The organism is Delftia sp. WSY_16 (assembly GCF_043104415.1).
GTDB lineage: Bacteria > Pseudomonadota > Gammaproteobacteria > Burkholderiales > Burkholderiaceae_C > Comamonas > Comamonas tsuruhatensis.
In genome coordinates this window covers 567,919-584,593 of sequence record NZ_JBICKS010000019.1, presented here as the reverse complement: position 1 = coordinate 584,593, position 16,675 = coordinate 567,919, and the positions used below count along the sequence as shown (strand labels likewise).

Sequence of the window (16,675 nt, the reverse complement as noted above, 5' to 3'; positions counted from 1 at the left end):
CGCATGGCCGGCCTGACCCCTGACACCCCAACTCCCGAAGCCCTGACCGTGCACGGCGCATCGCGCGTGCTGGAAGTGGCCTATTCCGATGGCGCAAGCTTTCGCATTCCCTTCGAGCTGCTGCGCGTGTACTCCCCCTCGGCCGAGGTGCAAGGCCATGGCCCGGGCCAGGAAGTGCTGCAGACCGGCAAGCGCGACGTGGCCATCACGGCCATCGAGCCCGTGGGCAACTACGCCATCAAGCCCTTCTTCAGCGACGGGCATGAAAGCGGCCTGTACACCTGGGAATACCTCTACGAACTGGGCCGCCGCCAGGACGAGTTCTGGACCCAGTACCTGGACCGCCTGCAGGAATCCGGCATGGACCGCGACACCCCCATGCCCGGCAAGGCCGGCGGCGGCGGGCACGGCTGCGGCAGCCACTGACGCAGTACGCACGCAGGGGCCGGGGCGCGGCGTCTGCCGCGCCGTTCCCGCAGCGCCACATTCAGGACCTTTGCACAGCACAGGGTTATTGGGGGTGGTGCTATATTAAAAATAGCTTGAAAGTCTTTGTTTGAAGGCGTTTCGGGCTGTTTGTTCTTGATAACCCTTGCCCGGCAAAGCCCGTGGCCACACGGGGTTGTCGCTGTACGCATTACTACTGCTTGCTTAGCATCGTTGTTATGAGCACCACACATTTCGGATTCCAGTCGGTGGACGAGCGCGAGAAGGCCAGCCGCGTGCGCGGCGTGTTCGACTCGGTCGCTTCGCGCTACGACGTCATGAACGACCTGATGTCGGGTGGTCTGCACCGTGCCTGGAAGGCCTATACGGTGATGGTGGCCAACCTCAAGGAAGGCGACAGGGCGCTGGACATCGCGGGCGGCACGGGCGACCTGGCCCTGGCCTTCGCCAAGAAGGTCGGCTCCACCGGCCAGGTGGTGCATACCGACATCAACGAAGCCATGCTGCGTGTGGGCCGGGACCGGCTGATCAACAAGGGCGTGATCCTGCCCACCATGGTCTGCGATGCCGAGGCCCTGCCGTTTCCGGACAACCATTTCGATCTGGTCAGCGTGGCCTTCGGCCTGCGCAACATGACGCACAAGGATGCGGCGCTCAAGGAAATGAACCGCGTCCTGCGCCCCGGCGGCAAGCTGCTGGTGCTGGAATTCTCCAAGGTGGCCAAGCCCCTGGAGAAAGCCTACGACTGGTACTCCTTCAAGATTCTTCCGGCCATGGGCAAGCTCGTGGCGGGCGATGACGCCAGCTACCGCTATCTGGCCGAGTCCATCCGCATGCACCCCGGCCAGGAAGATCTCAAGCGCCTGATGCAGGAATGCGGCTTCGGCCATGTGGACTATCACAACATGACGGGCGGCATTGCCGCGCTGCATGTGGGAATCAAGTGCTGAGCGCGTGAGGTGCTCGGTGAGGTGACGGCAACACGATTATTCGAGGAGATGACATGAAAAAGCTATGGTCTATGGTCTTGGTCGCGATGCTGGTGGTGGTCCACGGCACGGCCGACGCCAAGCGCATGGGCGGTGGCGGATCGGTGGGCAAGCAGTCGAGCAACGTGACGCAGCGTGAAGCCGCGCGCGCGCCGACACAGAACACGCCGCCGCAGAACGCCGCCACACAGAACGCTGCAGGCAAGCCGGCCACTGCACCGGCAGCTGCTCCCGCCAAGAAGCCCTGGGGCGCCATGCTTGGCGGCCTGGCCGCTGGCCTGGGCCTGGCCTGGCTGGCGAGCTCGCTGGGCCTGGGCGCCGCCTTCGGCCAGTTCCTGCTGATCGGCCTGCTGGCCCTGGTCATCATGGTGGTGGTGGGCATGGTCATGCGTTCGCGCCGTGCAGCGGCTGGCGCGCAGCAGGCATCGTCCAGCCCCTTTGCCTTCCAGAACGCAGCGCCTGCCGGTGCCGGCAATATCGGTGGCAACGTGGACAGCGCACCGCTGGCACGCCAGTACAACCCCGAGAAGGTCGGCAACGACGCATCGGCCCGTCCCTGGGAGCAGAACCATCAGCCGGCCGCCCTGGCTGCAGGCTCGGGCTCCGGCGTGCAGATCGGCTCGGCCCTGGCAGGCTCGCAGAACTGGGGTGTGCCTGAAGGCTTCGATACCGAGGGCTTCCTCACCGCTGCCAAGCGCAACTTTGTCACGCTGCAATCGGCCTGGGACCGCTCCGACATCGCGTCGCTGCGCGCCATGATGACCGACGAGATGCTGACCGAGATCCGTGGCCAGCTCAGCGAACGCGAGGCCCAGCGTCCCGGCCAGCCCAACCAGACCGACGTGGTCATGATCGACGCCCAACTGCTGGGCATCGAGGACCTGGGCAATGACTACATGGCCAGCGTGGAATTCTCGGGCATGATCCGCGAGGACGCCTCGGCAGGTCCCACACCCTTCCGCGAAGTCTGGAACATGACCAAGCCCAAGAGCGGCAGCAGCGGATGGCTGGTCGCCGGAGTCCAGGCATTGCAGTAATTCCTCTCACTTCGGGAATAATCGGGGACTATGGCAACACAGTCCCCTTTTTCTTTCCTGAACGGCCTCATGGAACGCGTGATGGCCGGCCCGCAACCGCCGCAATGGCTGGTCAGCGAGGTGCATCAGCGCATCGTGCTGTTCCTCAACCATGTGCTGATGCAGGAAAAGGAGGCCACCGAGCGCCTGGTGCGGCAAAAGGGCCGCGTGGCGCGCGTGCAGTGGCGCGGCTACTCCATGGCCCTGCAGATCACGCCGGCCGGCCTGTTCAACGCGGCGCCTGAAGACGCGCAGCCCGATCTGCTGCTCGAAGTGACCGAGACCTCCGCACTGGCCCTGGCCCAGGTGGCCCTGCGCGGCGACAAGCCCTCCATCCGCATCGAAGGCGACGTGCAACTGGCCGCCGACATCAACTGGCTGGTGGACCACGTCGAATGGGATGTGGAGGAAGACCTCGCCCGCATCATCGGCGATGCGCCCGCGCACACCGTGGCCAAGGTGGCCCGCAGCGCTGCCCAGGCGCTGCGCCAGTTCGTGGGCGCCCGCATGGCCGGCAAGCCCGATGCCGATGCCCCCGCCCCTGAAGCCGCACGTTCGGCAGCGCCCGCCAGCGCGCCCGTTGGTTCCCCCGTGGTGTCCCTGCCCGGTTTCGAGAACGACAAGCCATGAGCCGGTTTCTTCGCGGGCTGACCATCCTCTGGGTGGTGTTCCGCTACGGACTCGACGAGCTGGTGCTGTCGAGCTTCGAGCATCCCTGGATGCGCCGCGCACGCGCGGTGCTCACCCTGGGCCGCCGGCTGGACAAGCCGCGCGGCCAGCGCCTGCGCGAGGCGCTGGAGGAGCTGGGCCCCATCTTCGTGAAGTTCGGTCAGGTGCTGTCCACGCGCAGCGACCTGATGCCGCCCGACGTGGCCGAGGAGCTGGCCCGGTTGCAGGACCGCGTGCCGCCCTTCGATTCGCAGATTGCGGTGGACACCATAGAGCGTGCCTTCCGCAAGAAGCTGGACCAGATCTTCGTGAGCTTCGAGCGCGAGCCGGTGGCCAGTGCCTCCATCGCGCAGGTGCACTTTGCCGTGATCAGCGACCGCAACGGCGTGCAGCGCGATGTGGCCGTCAAGGTGCTGCGCCCGGGCATGAAGGCCGTGATCGACAAGGACCTGGCGCTCATGCACATGATGGCGCGCTGGGTCGAGCGCCTGTCGGCCGACGGCAAGCGCCTCAAGCCCCGCCAGGTCGTGGCCGAATTCGACAACTACCTGCACGACGAGCTGGACCTGATCCGCGAAGCCTCCAACGCCGCGCAGCTGCGCCGCAACATGGAAGGCCTGGACCTGGTGCTGATCCCCGAGGTGTACTGGGATTTCTGCCGCAACGACGTGATGGTCATGCAGCGCATGAAGGGCGTGCCCATCAGCCAGGTCGAGCGCCTGCGCGAGGCCGGGGTCGACATCCCCAAGCTCGCACGCGACGGCGTGACCATCTTCTTCACCCAGGTGTTCCGCGACGGTTTCTTTCACGCCGACATGCACCCGGGCAACATCATGGTCAGCCTGGAGCCCGAGACCTTCGGGCGCTATATCTCGCTGGACTTCGGCATCGTCGGCACGCTGACCGAGTACGACAAGGAATACCTGGCGCAGAACTTCACGGCGTTCTTCCGTCGGGACTACAAGCGCGTTGCCGAGCTGCACATCGAAAGCGGCTGGGTGCCGCCGAGCACGCGCGTGGACGAGCTGGAAGCCGCCATCCGCGCGGTGTGCGAGCCGTATTTCGACCGTCCGTTGGCAGAGATCTCGCTGGGCATGGTGCTGATGCGCCTGTTCCAGACGTCGCGCCGCTTCCATGTCGAGATCCAGCCGCAGCTGGTGCTGCTGCAAAAGACGCTGCTCAACATCGAAGGCCTGGGCCGCCAGCTGGACCCCAATCTGGACCTGTGGAGCACCGCCAAGCCCTTCCTCGAAAAATGGATGCTGGACCAGATGGGCCCGCAGCGGCTGTGGCGCGAGCTGCAGGCCGAGGCGCCGCGCTACGCCAAGCTCATTCCCGAGCTGCCGCGCCTGATCCATCGCCGGCTCACGCGCAACTCCGGCGAGCACGACGAACTGCTCAAGGAACTGCTGCAGCAGCAAAAGCTCACCAACCGCCTGCTTCAGGCCATCGTCAGCGCGGGCATAGGCTTTGTGATCGCGCTGATCCTGCTGCAACTGGTGGTGCGCCTGCGCTGGTACTGAGAACACCGACGGGTTTCAAGCCCTCTGACTTTTCCCACTTTGAATCAGGAGTGCCAGCGTGCTGCTCTCAATGGTGATCGCCTACCTGTTCGTGACCATAGCCATTGGCCTGTGGGCGGCCAGGCGGGTCAAGAACACGGCCGACTTTGCAATTGCCGGGCGCCATCTGCCCATGTACATGATCATCACCACCACGTTTGCCACGTGGTTCGGCTCGGAGATCGTGCTGGGCGTGCCCGCCAAGTTCATCGAGGGCGGCCTGCGCGGCGTGGTCGAGGACCCGTTCGGCGCGGGCATGTGCCTGATCCTGGTGGGCCTGTTCTTCGCGGGCAAGCTCTACCGCATGACGCTGCTGACCATCAGCGACTACTACCGCCACCGCTATGGGCGCTCCATCGAGATCGTCTGCTCGCTGATCATCATGCTCAGCTACCTGGGCTGGGTCTCGGCCCAGGTCACGGCGCTGGGCCTGGTTTTCAACCTGCTGTCGGGCGGCACGGTCAGCATTCCCGTGGGCATGGCCATCGGCGTGGTGTCCATCCTGGCCTACACGCTGTTCGGCGGCATGTGGTCGGTGGCCGTGACCGATTTCCTGCAGATGATCATCCTCGTGGTCGGACTCGTGGTACTGGCCTGGTTTGCGGGCGACATGGCCGGTGGTGCCGACAAGGTCATCGACCTGGCCGTGAGCCGCGACCTGTTCCAGTTCTGGCCCGAACCCAGCTGGCATGACATCCTCTTCTTCTTTGGCGCGGCCATCACCATGATGCTGGGCTCCATCCCCCAGCAGGACGTGTTCCAGCGCGTGATGTCGGCCAACAGCGAAAAGGCCGCCACGCGCGGTACCGTCATCGGCGGCACGGCCTATATCTTCTTTGCCTTCGTGCCCATGTTCCTGGTGACCAGCGCGCTGATCATCATGCCGCAGGAGGCGGCGGAACTGCTCGGGCAGGACCCGCAGAAGGTGTTGCCCACCCTGGTCATGGACAAGATGCCCTTCGTCATGCAGGTGCTGTTCTTCGGCGCGCTGCTGTCGGCCATCAAGTCCTGTGCCTCGGCCACGTTGCTGGCACCCAGCGTGACTTTCACCGAGAACATCTGGCGCCAGTTCCGCACCCAGGCCAGCGACCGGGAAATGCTGCTGGCCATGCGCATCAGCGTGCTCGTCTTCAGCATCTGCGTGCTGGCCTACTCGATCAAGATGGAAGGAACGCCCATCTATGAGTTGGTCTCCAGCGCCTACCAGGTACCGCTGGTCGGTGCCTTCGTACCCCTGGTCTTCGGGCTGTACTGGAAGCGCGCCACCACGCAGGGCGCCATTTGCGCCGTGGCACTGGGCATTGGCGTGTGGGTGGTCTTCATGGCCACGCCGGCTTTGCACGAGGCATTTCCGCAGCAATTGGCGGGACTGCTGGCGGCTGTGACGGGGATGTTGGCCGGGTCACTGGCACCCCAGTGGCTGGCCAATCGCAGCGCAGACATTCTTGAGTTCAGGCCCGAAAGGTAAACGCATGCCTGAATGTGACCTGGAAAACAATTGATCACAATTATCGATAGTTATTTTCTATAAAGTTGGCGCTTGGGATCATGGAGGTCCCAAGATGCTGACATGTGCGGTATGAAGCACAGATCCTGACAGTACGGCGGACCTCCGAAATCAAACGCTTGGGAGGAAGCACTGTCATGAGAACACTGGAACTGATTGCGAAGACTTGCCGGCTGAGGCTGCGGACTGCTGCCGGCGTCCGATTGCGATGGGGAGGGCTTGGAGGCGCCTTGCTTGTGCCAGCCCTGTGCGGCCAGGTGGCAATGGCTGCACCGAGGATCCCGGTCGCGCCGGTCATCGTCTGGAGCGAGGATTTCGAAAACCCGCAGACACCCCCCATCGCCACGGAGGGGCGGGATCTGCTGGCCTACCAGGGCGCGGCCCCTGCGGGGCAGATGTATACCGCCGACTCGCTGTACCAGATGAGTGCCAACCAGTGCAATGGCATAGTCACGTCCTTCAACCAGGATCCAACTTCGGCGACGATGAGTGCGGCCTGCGGTTCACAAGGCAATTGGAACAGCCTGCAGCAGATGGCGGAGGTCGCAGGGCGCTATCAGGGCCAGAGTGCGGCGGATGCGGTCAAAAATCACGTCATGGCGATGCTTACAGCGAATGGGACCTATCCTGCTGGCGCAATTGCCTTTCGCACCAAGGCCAATATTCCGCAAAGTTCCGACAGCAGGTTCCTCACGGCCCGTGCCGATGTGGTGGCGAACTTCTGCTCGTCAGGATTCGTCGCTCCGTTGCTGCGTTTTTCTCTTGTCAATGACGCTAATGCGGAACTGCCCATCTCCATGAACGCTGTCGACCCATGCGTGGATGGTGTGTCGTTCAATACGATACCTATCGGTATTGGGATCATCCAAACGGCCAAGGCCCAGACAGTTACCTCTCCCGGAGCCCTGCTCTTCAGCGGGAACTCTGTCGGGTTTGTTCTCCGCAATGAACAGACCAGCTCCATGGGCAACGATTCGTCGATCGACAACGCGCAGATCATCGACGTGACGCCGCAGTTGGACAAGGCCTTCTCGCCTGCCAGCATCCAACTCGGGCAGGTCTCCCGGTTGACCATGACCATCACCAATACGACCGATCTGCTGCGCAAGCAAGGCTGGTCGTTTACCGACAACCTGCCTGCAGGACTGGTTGTCGAGGGCAATGCCAGCACCACCTGCCCCGGCACGAACGTGCAGGCAGCAGCAGGTGGCAGTACCGTGACCGTGTCCAACGGAGACCTGGCCCAGGGCGCCGCCTTTTGCGAGGTGAGCCTCGACGTGCGTCCGACCGCGACAGGCAGCTTCACCAACGGTCCTTCCAACCTCTCCCTGATCGGCCTGAACCAGCCGGCCACACTGGTTGTGCTGGCGGTTGAGCCAACGGCCGACATGCAGGCCACCTCCATCACGCTTCCCACGACCATGACGGTGGGCGCGCCGGTGTCCGGCAGCTTCAGCTGCACCAATGCCGGCCCCAGTGAGGCCACGGCGGCCTCGTGCGTGATCTCCGGCCTGCCCGCCGGGGCGACCACGTCCTGCACACCCAGCGTTCCTACAGGATCGCCGCTGGCTTCGGGCTCCGTCATTGACTGCACGGTGGCCTTCACACCCACAGCGGGCGGAATATTCACGGCCCTGGTCACCGCCGGCAGCGGCACGCCGGATCCGACGCCTGCCAACAATACGACCTCGCGCTCCTACAGCGTCGGGGAGCGGGCCGACATGCAGGCCAGCGCCATCACGCTTCCCGCGACCATGACGGTGGGCGCGCCGGTGTCCGGCAGCTTCAGCTGCACCAATGCCGGCCCCAGTGAGGCCTCGGCGGCCTCGTGCGTGATCTCCGGCCTGCCCGCCGGGGCGACCACGTCCTGCACACCCAGCGTTCCCACGGCCTCGCCATTGGCATCGGGCGGCAGCATTGCCTGCACGGTGCAGTTCACGCCCACCACAACGGGCACCATCGCGGCCTTGGTGACGGCGAGCAGTAGCACGGTGGATCCGGTGCCGGCCAACAACACCAAGGCCCACCCCTTCAACCCCGTGGAGCGGGCCGACATGCAGGCCACCAGCGTCACGCTGCCGGCCACCGCCAACGTGGGTGTTCCCGTGAAGGGCTCTTTCGTCTGCACGAATGCCGGCCCCAATGCGGCGGCCTTTGCCAATTGTTCCATCGCAGGGCTGCCGGCAGATGCCAGCACCTCATGCACGCCTGCGGTGCCGACAGGCACGCCGCTGGCCTCTGGCGCAAGCATTGCCTGCACGGTGAGCTTCACGCCCACCACGCAGGGCAGCCTCACAGCCACCGTGACGGCGGTCAGTGGAACCACGGACCCGGAGCCGGTCAACAATTCGCGTGACCAGGAGTTGGTGGTTGCTGCCGCGTTGGCGCCGGAGCCGGTCCCCGCCACCGGGGTGCCTGCCCTGGTGCTGATGGGCCTGGCCGTCATGCTGGCGGGCCTGGGAACGCAGCGAGGCCGGGTACGGCGCTGAGCACGGATGCGGCAAGCCCCCGGCAGCGGGGGCGGTCGGGCCTGATGGAATGCCAGTCTCCGCGACTGGCATTTCTCATTGGAGGCCACCAGTTGCCGGCCCTGTACGCGCGCCTTGTGGCCTGCCCCGCCTGGGCCATTCGGCTTGAGACAGCCGCAGTATCGGACGGATGCCTATAATCGAAAGTTTTGCATCTTCCCTCGTATTAGCATTAGCGCCATGCCTATTTATGCATACAAGTGTGGCTCCTGCGGTCATGCCAAGGACGTGCTGCGGAAAATCTCGGATGCCCCGCTGACGACCTGTCCGGCCTGCGGGGCCGAGACCTTCTCCAAGCAGCTGACAGCTGCCGGCTTCCAGCTCAAGGGCTCGGGCTGGTATGCGACCGACTTCAAGAACAGCGGTGGCAAGAGCGCCGCCGCACCGGCTCCCGCAGCCGATGCTCCTGCCTCGGATACTTCTGCCGCACCAGCGGCAACTGCGTCCGCGCCCGCTGCGGCCCCTGCATCTGCCTCCGCGCCCGCAACGGCCCATTGATCAAGGCTTGCATTTCATGTCCGCTCTGCGCAAATGGCTGTTCGCCGGCCTGCTGGTGATCGTTCCGCTGGTGATCACGCTGGGCGTGCTCAACTGGATCATCGGCACGCTCGACCAGACGCTGGCCATCCTGCCCGAGGCCTGGCATCCGGATCGGTTGCTGGGCTTCCATATCCCCGGCTTCGGTGTCGTGCTGACGCTGCTGATCCTGCTCGTGGTCGGTGCGGCGGCCAGCAACTTCATCGGCCGCAAGCTCGTGTCCTGGGGCGATGCGGTGGTCAGCCGCATTCCTGTGGTGCGCTCCATCTATTCCAGCGTCAAGCAGGTGTCCGATACCGTGTTCTCGGACAGCGGCAATGCGTTTCGCACCGCCGTGCTGGTGCAGTGGCCTCGTGAAGGCGTCTGGACCGTGGCTTTCGTCACTGGCTCGCCCAGCGGGGAGGTTGCCGCCTACCTGCGCGACGAATACCTGAGCGTCTTCGTGCCGACCACGCCCAACCCGACGGGCGGCTATTTCGTCATCGTTCGCAAGAGCGATTGCATCGAACTGGAAATGAGCGTGGATGCCGCGCTCAAGTACATTGTTTCCATGGGCGTGGTGACTCCACCGGATCTCGCAGTGCCCGCGGAACCCAAATAACAAACTGTCGCGCCCTTGCCGGGCGCAGGAAGCTTTTCATCATGGCCATGCGCTCCCACTACTGCGGTCTCGTGACCGAAGCCCTGATGGGCGAAACCGTTACCCTGTGCGGCTGGGTGAACCGTCGCCGCGACCATGGCGGTGTGATCTTCATCGACCTGCGCGACCGCGAAGGCTATGTGCAGGTGGTCTGCGATCCTGATCGTGCCGAGATGTTCAAGACCGCCGAAGGCCTGCGCAACGAGTTCTGCGTGCAGGTCAAGGGCCTGGTGCGCGCACGTCCCGAAGGCACGACCAACGACAAGCTCAAGAGCGGCCAGATCGAAGTGCTGTGCCATGAGCTGAACGTGCTCAACGCCTCGGTCACCCCGCCGTTCCAGCTGGACGACGAGAACCTGTCCGAGACCGTGCGCCTGACCAACCGCGTGCTGGACCTGCGCCGCCCCTACATGCAGCGCAACATGATGCTGCGCTACCGCACGGCCATCCAGGTGCGCAACTTCCTGGACAAGGAAGGCTTCATCGATATCGAAACGCCCATGCTGGGCAAGAGCACGCCCGAAGGCGCGCGCGACTACCTGGTGCCCAGCCGCGTGCACGACGGCGAGTTCTTCGCCCTTCCGCAGTCGCCCCAGCTGTACAAGCAGATGCTGATGGTGGCCGGCTACGACCGCTACTACCAGATCACCAAGTGCTTCCGCGACGAAGACCTGCGCGCCGACCGCCAGCCCGAGTTCACGCAGATCGACTGCGAGACCTCGTTCCTGGGCGAAGAGGAAATCCGCGCCATCTTCCAGCGCATGATCACCGAGGTCTTCAAGACCCAGCTGAACGTGGATCTGGGCGAGTTCCCGATGATGACGTACCAGGAAGCGGCCTTCCGCTTCGGCTCGGACAAGCCCGACCTGCGCGTCAAGCTCGAGTTCACCGAACTGACCGAGGTCATGAAGGACGTGGACTTCAAGGTGTTCTCCACGCCCGCCACGACCAAGGGCGGCCGCGTGGTGGCACTGCGCGTGCCGGGTGGCTCGCAGATCTCGCGCGGCGAGATCGACCAGTACACCGAATTCGTCAAGATCTACGGCGCCAAGGGCCTGGCCTGGATCAAGGTCAACGAAGTGGCCAAGGGCCGCGATGGCCTGCAGTCGCCCATCGTCAAGAACCTGCATGACGCAGCCCTTGCCGAAATCCTCAAGCGCACGGGTGCACAGGACGGCGACCTCATCTTCTTCGGCGCCGACAAGGAAAAGATCGTCAACGACTCCATCGGCGCGCTGCGCCTGAAGGTGGGCCACAGCGACTTCGGCAAGGCCAACGGCCTGTTCGAGGACCGCTGGGCGCCGCTGTGGGTGGTGGACTTCCCCATGTTCGAGCACGACGAGGAAAACGACCGCTGGGCGGCCGTGCACCACCCGTTCACCTCGCCCAAGGATGGCCACGAGGAACTCATGGTCACCGATCCGGGCAACTGCCTGGCCAAGGCCTACGACATGGTCCTGAACGGCTGGGAGCTGGGCGGCGGCTCGGTGCGTATCCACCGCGCCGACGTGCAGAGCAAGGTGTTTGACGCGCTCAAGATCTCGCCCGAAGACGCACGCGCCAAGTTCGGCTACCTGCTGGACGCGCTGCAGTACGGCGCCCCCCCGCACGGCGGCCTGGCCTTCGGCCTGGACCGCCTGATCACGCTGATGACGGGCGCCGACTCCATCCGTGACGTGATCGCCTTCCCCAAGACCCAGCGCGCCCAGGACCTGCTGACGCAGGCACCTTCGCCCGTGGACGAAAAGCAGCTGCGCGAGCTGCACATCCGCCTGCGCAACCCGCTGGCGGCCACCCAGGGCTGAGGACCGGGCCTGGCGGCTTGATACGGACGGCAGAAGCTGGCACAGCTTCTGCCGTTTTTCTTTTTGCGGAGAGCTTTCATGCGTTTTCAAGGCATTGCATCGGTGGCGCTGGCGGTGTCGGCAGGGCTGGGTCTGTCCGGTTGCGGCGAGAAGAAGACCGAGCTGGGGCAGGGCGGTTCGGAGATCACGGGCTCTGCCGGGCCGCTGGGGGCGAACAACGGGTCGCGCGAACTCGTGCGCTGCGATGCGCCCGTGGCCACGCTGGCCCTGGCCGAGAATCCCAACGGCTACGTCATGAGCTCGGGCTATCAGCTGCCGGCCTCGCCCGTTCCGCTGGTCAAGCTGCTGGCCCAGCAAAGCGGGTGCTTTCGCGTGGTGGACCGGGGAGCGGGCCTGCGCGGCACGGTGCAGGAGCAGGACCTGAAGAATTCCGGCGTGCTGCGCGAGAACTCCACGGTGCGCAAGGGCCGGGGCTACGAGGCCCAGTACACGCTGACGCCCAGCCTGACCTTCAGCGAGCAGGACGCGGGCCGCGGGCTGGCCGGCGTGGTCGCCATGATCCCGGTGCTGCGAGACATTGCAGGGCTGGCCGGCCTGGTCGAGCAGGTCAAGTTCAAGGAGGCGCAGACCGCGCTGCTGCTGTCGGACAACGAAACCACCGAGCAGGTGGCCGCTGCCACGGGTGCAGCCCGCACCACCGATCTGGGCGTGGGCGGCATGGTGCTGGGCCGCCTGGGCGCTGCGGGCGCGGGCTGGAGCAATACCAACGAGGGCAAGGTCATCGCCGCTGCCTTTCTGGATGCGCACAACCAGCTGGTCTTCCAGGTGCGCGCGCTGCAGGCCAAGGAGCTGCCACCGCCGGTGGCCACCAAGGCCGGGCAGGGCAGGAGCTGAGGCCAGCCATGGCCGGCCACAAGATCCCCGAGTCGGTGCTGGTCGTCATCCACCGTGATGACGGGCAGGTGCTGCTGATGCGTCGCACGGCACCGGCGCCTGAGGGCGGGGAGTTCTGGCAGTCGGTGACGGGCAGCAAGGACCATGAGGGCGAGTCCTGGCGCGAGACCGCGGTGCGCGAGGTGCGGGAAGAAACCGGCATCGATGCCGAGGCGCCCGGCTGCCTGCTGCAGGACTGGGCGCTGGAGAACATCTACACCATCTACCCTGCCTGGCAGCACCGCTATGCGCCCGGTGTATGGCACAACCGCGAGAGGGTTTTCGGGCTGCGGATTCCGTCCTACACCCCTGTGTTCTTGAATCCGAGGGAACATACCGCATCTGCTTGGCATCATTGGCGTGAGGCTGCCCAGCGCTGCTATTCACCGTCCAATGCGGAGGCCATCTTGCTGCTTCCACGTTTTTCCCCAACGAAGCCGGACTGAACCCCTCACCTGCGTTCCCGAACCGCCATGACTGAAAACGCGAATTCCCATCAGGTGGACCCCGGCCCGTCGATACTGCGCGTCGCGACCTACAACATCCACAAGGGCGTGCAGGGCATGGGGCCCGCGCGCCGCCTTGAAATCCACAACCTGGGCCACGCCGTGGAGCAGCTCGATGCCGACATCGTCTGCCTGCAGGAAGTGCGCAAGATGAACCATAAGGAGGCCGCGTACTTCGAGCGTTGGCCCCAGGTCTCGCAGGCGGAGTATCTGGCTCCCCTGGGCTATGAGGCCGTCTACCGCACCAACGCCTACACCCGCCACGGCGAGCACGGCAACGCGCTGCTGACCCGCTGGCCCGTGGTGGGTCACCAGCACGAGGACATCTCCGACCACCGCTTCGAGCAGCGTGGCCTGCTGCATGTGGAGGTGGAAGTGCAGAACCGGCGCGTGCACACCATCGTGGTGCACCTGGGGCTGATCCCCGGCAGCCGCGTGCGCCAGGTCTCCCAGCTCAAGCGCTTCATCGAGCGAGAGGTGCCGCCCGGCGCGCCCGTGGTGGTGGCTGGCGACTTCAACGACTGGGGTGGCCAGATCAAGCGCATGCTCGGCGGTTTCGGCCTGTACGAATACGACGAATTGCCCAGCGTGCCCACCTATCCCTCGCGCCTGCCGCTGGCCCAGCTGGACCATGTCTATGTGCGCGGCCTCACGCCGCTGGGCCTGCATGTGCCCAAGGGGCGCATCTGGTGGCGCATGTCGGACCATCTGCCGCTGATTGCGGAATTCCGCCTCTAGCCCTGGCCGCTCTGACACACGCCACTCTTTTGCTATTGAATTGATAGCTTTCGGGGCGGGCAGAACCTGCGTTTGGGTGGAAAATCCCTTGCGTGCCATGCTGCGGGTTTCGCTGTTACCATGCCAGCCATGTTCAGAGAACTCGTCGACATGAAACAAGACAGCCAGGCCGAAGGCACCCCCGTCTCGGTCAAGATCCGCGAACGACTGAAGCAGGCGCAAAAGCGCTTTCATGCGAACGACAACATCTCCGAATTCATCGAGCCCGGTGAACTCGAGCAGCTGCTCGACGAAGTCCAGGAAAAGATGCAGGGCGTGCTCGACAGCATGGTCATCGACACCACGCACGACCACAACACGCGCGCCACGGCGCGCCGCGTGGCCAAGATGTATGTCAACGAGGTGTTCCGGGGCCGCTACGTGGCGCAGCCCGCCATCACCGAATTTCCCAACGCCGAGCACCTCAACGAGCTGATGATCGTCGGCCCGATCACGGTGCGCAGCGCCTGCAGCCACCATCTGTGCCCGGTGATCGGCAAGATCTGGATCGGCGTGCTGCCCAACAAGAACACCAATGTCATCGGCCTGTCGAAGTACGCGCGGCTGGTGGACTGGATCATGGGCCGTCCCCAGATCCAGGAAGAGGCCATCATCCAGTTGGCCGACCTGATCCTCGACAAGACCCGCCCCGACGGCCTGGCCGTGGTCATGGAGGCTTCGCACTTTTGCATGTCCTGGCGCGGTGTGCGCGAGATGGACAGCAAGATGCTGAACTCCGTCATGCGCGGCGCCTTCCTCACCAACCCGGAACTGCGCCGCGAGTTCCTCTCGCTGGTGTCCAGCCGCAAGTAAATCCCCGGGGTGGCGTCCCCGGACGCCTCACACAACACCCCAGGCTGCGCAGTGCGCGGCCTTTTTTCTTTCCCGCGCCCCGCCCCGCTTTCCCCGGACCTGCCCATGTCGCTGCAAGCCTTTGCCCTGATCATCATTGCCGGCCTCATCCATGCCGGCTGGAACATCGTGGCCAAGAAGGCGGGCGGTGATTCGCGCTTTGCCTTCTTCACCTCGGTCATCATGATGGTGATCTGGGCGCCGCTGGGCTGGTGGGTGGGGCGCGATGTGGTGCCGACATGGGGGCGCAGCGAATGGCTGGTGGTGCTGGCCAGCGGCCTGCTGCACGTGGCCTACTACGTGACCTTGCTGCGCGGCTACCGCAGCGCCGATCTCACCGTGGTCTATCCGCTGGCGCGCGGCTCGGGGCCGCTGCTGTCGTCCATGGTGGCCATCCTCTTTCTGGGTGAGCGGATTTCCTCGTTGGGCGTGCTGGGCATTGCCGGCGTGGTGGTCGGCGTCTTCCTGATCGCGGGAGGCCCCGGCCTGCTGCGCGCGCGCCATGATCCCGAAGCCCGCGAACGGCTCAGGATGGGCCTGTGGTACGGCCTGCTGACGGGCGCCTTCATCGCCAGCTACACCGTGGTGGACGGCTATGGCGTGAAGCTGCTGCTGATGTCGCCCATCCTCATCGACTACATGGGCAACTTCGTGCGCGTGTTCCTGCTGGCGCCCGTGGTGCTGCGCGACCTGCCCACGGCCCGGCATCTGTGGCGCGCGCAGTGGCGCTTCGCGGCCCTGGTGGCGCTGATCAGCCCCATCGCCTACGTGCTGGTGCTCTACGCCATGCAGGATGCGCCCATGTCGCACGTGGCGCCTGCGCGCGAAGTCTCCATGCTGTTCGCGGCGCTGATCGGCGGGCACATGCTGCGCGAAGGCGATCGCCTGGCACGCATTGCGGGCGCCGTGTGCATTGCCGTCGGTGTGACGGCGCTGGGCCTGGGCTGAGCACCATGGCGGCAATGCGGGTACTGGGCTGCGATTTCAGCAGCCGACCTACGGCGCGCAAGCCCATCACCATGGCCCTGGGCCGCCTGCTGGCTGGCGACACGGTGGTCCTGCAGGATTTGCTGGAGTTCGCCTCGCTGGACGCATGGGCCGCCTGGCTGGCCCGGCCTGCCGATTCGGCGCAGTCGGCCTGGGTGGGCGGTTTCGACCTGCCTTTTGCCCTGCCGCGCGAACTGGTGGAGCAGCTGGGCTGGCCCACGGAATGGGCGGCCTGCATGGACCACTATGCCGGCCTCACGCGCCAGGCCATACGCGAGCAGTTCAAGGCCTTTTGCGCGGCGCGGCCTGCAGGCGGAAAGTTCGCGCACCGGGCCACGGACGGGCCTGCCGGTGCCAGCCCTTCCATGAAATGGGTGAACCCGCCCGTGGCCTACATGCTGCATGCCGGGCTGCCCTTGCTGCGCGCGGCCGGCGTGCACCTGCCGGGCCTGCAGCCTCCCGGCAAAGGCGATGCGCGCCGCGTGGCGCTGGAAGCCTACCCGGGCATGCTGGCGCGCGCCGTGATCGGCCGCCTCAGCTACAAAAGCGACGAACCCGCACGGCAAACGCCCGAACGCCATCAGGCGCGCGTGCAATTGCTGGCGGCGCTGGAGCGCGGCGACAACCCGCTGGCGTTGCGCCTGCGTATCGACGCCGAAGAAACCCGCAACCAGTTGCTGGCGGACGGCAGCGGAGACCGGCTGGACGCCGCAATCTGCATGCTGCAGGCCGCCTGGGCTGCGGCCCGCCATGCGCAGGGCGATGCGCTCTACGGGCTGCCGCACGACCTGGACCCGCTGGAAGGCTGGATCGTCACGGCCCAGGCCTGATCTGCGCCGCACTGAAATACTCGAATCGGG

Annotated in this window: 16 protein-coding genes; all 16 read left to right on the top strand. The window is 65.3% G+C overall.

Annotated elements, in window-relative coordinates:
- Window positions 1-3 precede the first annotated feature (3 nt).
- The 16 genes from ACF8O7_RS12065 to ACF8O7_RS11990 all read left to right on the top strand — a co-directional run bounded on the left by ACF8O7_RS12065 (window position 4) and on the right by ACF8O7_RS11990 (window position 16,645).
- Complete coding sequence (locus ACF8O7_RS12065) at window positions 4-426, top strand: gamma-butyrobetaine hydroxylase-like domain-containing protein (RefSeq protein WP_016445670.1); 423 nt, start codon at window positions 4-6, stop codon at window positions 424-426.
- Window positions 427-665: 239 nt separating this feature from the next.
- The gene (ubiE, locus tag ACF8O7_RS12060; protein WP_016445671.1) at window positions 666-1,397 is read left to right on the top strand and encodes a bifunctional demethylmenaquinone methyltransferase/2-methoxy-6-polyprenyl-1,4-benzoquinol methylase UbiE; all 732 of its coding nucleotides are present in this window, start codon (window positions 666-668) and stop codon (window positions 1,395-1,397) included.
- Between the two features lie 53 nt (window positions 1,398-1,450).
- Window positions 1,451-2,473: a Tim44 domain-containing protein gene (locus ACF8O7_RS12055; RefSeq protein WP_016445672.1), complete on the top strand. Its 1,023-nt coding sequence runs from the start codon at window positions 1,451-1,453 to the stop codon at window positions 2,471-2,473.
- Window positions 2,474-2,503: 30 nt separating this feature from the next.
- Complete coding sequence (locus ACF8O7_RS12050; RefSeq protein WP_126310895.1) at window positions 2,504-3,142, top strand: SCP2 domain-containing protein; 639 nt, start codon at window positions 2,504-2,506, stop codon at window positions 3,140-3,142.
- Window positions 3,139-4,704, top strand: a complete 1,566-nt coding sequence (gene ubiB / locus ACF8O7_RS12045) for a ubiquinone biosynthesis regulatory protein kinase UbiB (RefSeq protein WP_016445674.1) — start codon at window positions 3,139-3,141, stop codon at window positions 4,702-4,704. The genes ACF8O7_RS12050 and ubiB overlap by 4 nt, the downstream gene beginning before the upstream one ends.
- 58 nt (window positions 4,705-4,762) lie before the next feature.
- The gene (locus ACF8O7_RS12040) at window positions 4,763-6,211 is read left to right on the top strand and encodes a sodium:solute symporter family protein (protein WP_016445675.1); all 1,449 of its coding nucleotides are present in this window, start codon (window positions 4,763-4,765) and stop codon (window positions 6,209-6,211) included.
- A gap of 176 nt (window positions 6,212-6,387) precedes the next feature.
- Window positions 6,388-8,739 (top strand): hypothetical protein, encoded by a 2,352-nt coding sequence (locus ACF8O7_RS12035; protein WP_227472462.1) that lies wholly within the window; start codon window positions 6,388-6,390, stop codon window positions 8,737-8,739.
- Between the two features lie 219 nt (window positions 8,740-8,958).
- Window positions 8,959-9,276 carry an FmdB family zinc ribbon protein gene (locus ACF8O7_RS12030; RefSeq protein ID WP_016445677.1) on the top strand — a complete coding sequence of 106 codons (318 nt, stop codon included), beginning with the start codon at window positions 8,959-8,961 and terminating at the stop codon, window positions 9,274-9,276.
- A gap of 16 nt (window positions 9,277-9,292) precedes the next feature.
- On the top strand, window positions 9,293-9,916 hold the full coding sequence (locus tag ACF8O7_RS12025; protein ID WP_047326753.1) for a DUF502 domain-containing protein: 624 nt from the start codon (window positions 9,293-9,295) through the stop codon (window positions 9,914-9,916).
- Between the two features lie 41 nt (window positions 9,917-9,957).
- Complete coding sequence (aspS, locus tag ACF8O7_RS12020; RefSeq protein WP_016445679.1) at window positions 9,958-11,760, top strand: aspartate--tRNA ligase; 1,803 nt, start codon at window positions 9,958-9,960, stop codon at window positions 11,758-11,760.
- A gap of 78 nt (window positions 11,761-11,838) precedes the next feature.
- On the top strand, window positions 11,839-12,654 hold the full coding sequence (locus ACF8O7_RS12015; protein WP_126310894.1) for a CsgG/HfaB family protein: 816 nt from the start codon (window positions 11,839-11,841) through the stop codon (window positions 12,652-12,654).
- Between the two features lie 8 nt (window positions 12,655-12,662).
- Window positions 12,663-13,139, top strand: a complete 477-nt coding sequence (gene nudB / locus ACF8O7_RS12010) for a dihydroneopterin triphosphate diphosphatase (RefSeq protein WP_047468134.1) — start codon at window positions 12,663-12,665, stop codon at window positions 13,137-13,139.
- 27 nt (window positions 13,140-13,166) lie between these two features.
- A complete protein-coding gene (locus ACF8O7_RS12005; protein ID WP_016445682.1) occupies window positions 13,167-13,937 on the top strand; it encodes an endonuclease/exonuclease/phosphatase family protein in 771 nt (256 codons plus the stop codon).
- A gap of 129 nt (window positions 13,938-14,066) precedes the next feature.
- A complete protein-coding gene (gene folE / locus ACF8O7_RS12000; RefSeq protein WP_016445683.1) occupies window positions 14,067-14,789 on the top strand; it encodes a GTP cyclohydrolase I in 723 nt (240 codons plus the stop codon).
- A gap of 105 nt (window positions 14,790-14,894) precedes the next feature.
- Window positions 14,895-15,776, top strand: a complete 882-nt coding sequence (locus tag ACF8O7_RS11995; protein WP_017406293.1) for an EamA family transporter — start codon at window positions 14,895-14,897, stop codon at window positions 15,774-15,776.
- A 14-nt stretch (window positions 15,777-15,790) separates the two neighbouring features.
- Entirely contained in the window at window positions 15,791-16,645 is an 855-nt protein-coding gene (locus tag ACF8O7_RS11990; protein WP_017406292.1) for a DUF429 domain-containing protein, read from the top strand.
- The last annotated feature ends 30 nt before the right edge of the window (window positions 16,646-16,675 follow it).

What these genes read in the sequence shown, in the direction of transcription:
- nudB (WP_047468134.1), top strand. Translation starts at nt 12,663, where the DNA reads ATGGCCGGCCACAAGATCCCCGAGTCGGTGCTGGTCGTCATCCACCGT.
- ACF8O7_RS12065 (WP_016445670.1), top strand. Translation starts at nt 4, where the DNA reads ATGGCCGGCCTGACCCCTGACACCCCAACTCCCGAAGCCCTGACCGTG.
- aspS (WP_016445679.1), top strand. Translation starts at nt 9,958, where the DNA reads ATGGCCATGCGCTCCCACTACTGCGGTCTCGTGACCGAAGCCCTGATG.
- ACF8O7_RS12035 (WP_227472462.1), top strand. Translation starts at nt 6,388, where the DNA reads ATGAGAACACTGGAACTGATTGCGAAGACTTGCCGGCTGAGGCTGCGG.
- ACF8O7_RS12015 (WP_126310894.1), top strand. Translation starts at nt 11,839, where the DNA reads ATGCGTTTTCAAGGCATTGCATCGGTGGCGCTGGCGGTGTCGGCAGGG.
- ubiB (WP_016445674.1), top strand. Translation starts at nt 3,139, where the DNA reads ATGAGCCGGTTTCTTCGCGGGCTGACCATCCTCTGGGTGGTGTTCCGC.
- ubiE (WP_016445671.1), top strand. Translation starts at nt 666, where the DNA reads ATGAGCACCACACATTTCGGATTCCAGTCGGTGGACGAGCGCGAGAAG.
- ACF8O7_RS12055 (WP_016445672.1), top strand. Translation starts at nt 1,451, where the DNA reads ATGAAAAAGCTATGGTCTATGGTCTTGGTCGCGATGCTGGTGGTGGTC.
- folE (WP_016445683.1), top strand. Translation starts at nt 14,067, where the DNA reads ATGTTCAGAGAACTCGTCGACATGAAACAAGACAGCCAGGCCGAAGGC.
- ACF8O7_RS12050 (WP_126310895.1), top strand. Translation starts at nt 2,504, where the DNA reads ATGGCAACACAGTCCCCTTTTTCTTTCCTGAACGGCCTCATGGAACGC.
- ACF8O7_RS12030 (WP_016445677.1), top strand. Translation starts at nt 8,959, where the DNA reads ATGCCTATTTATGCATACAAGTGTGGCTCCTGCGGTCATGCCAAGGAC.
- ACF8O7_RS12005 (WP_016445682.1), top strand. Translation starts at nt 13,167, where the DNA reads ATGACTGAAAACGCGAATTCCCATCAGGTGGACCCCGGCCCGTCGATA.
- ACF8O7_RS12025 (WP_047326753.1), top strand. Translation starts at nt 9,293, where the DNA reads ATGTCCGCTCTGCGCAAATGGCTGTTCGCCGGCCTGCTGGTGATCGTT.
- ACF8O7_RS11995 (WP_017406293.1), top strand. Translation starts at nt 14,895, where the DNA reads ATGTCGCTGCAAGCCTTTGCCCTGATCATCATTGCCGGCCTCATCCAT.
- ACF8O7_RS11990 (WP_017406292.1), top strand. Translation starts at nt 15,791, where the DNA reads ATGCGGGTACTGGGCTGCGATTTCAGCAGCCGACCTACGGCGCGCAAG.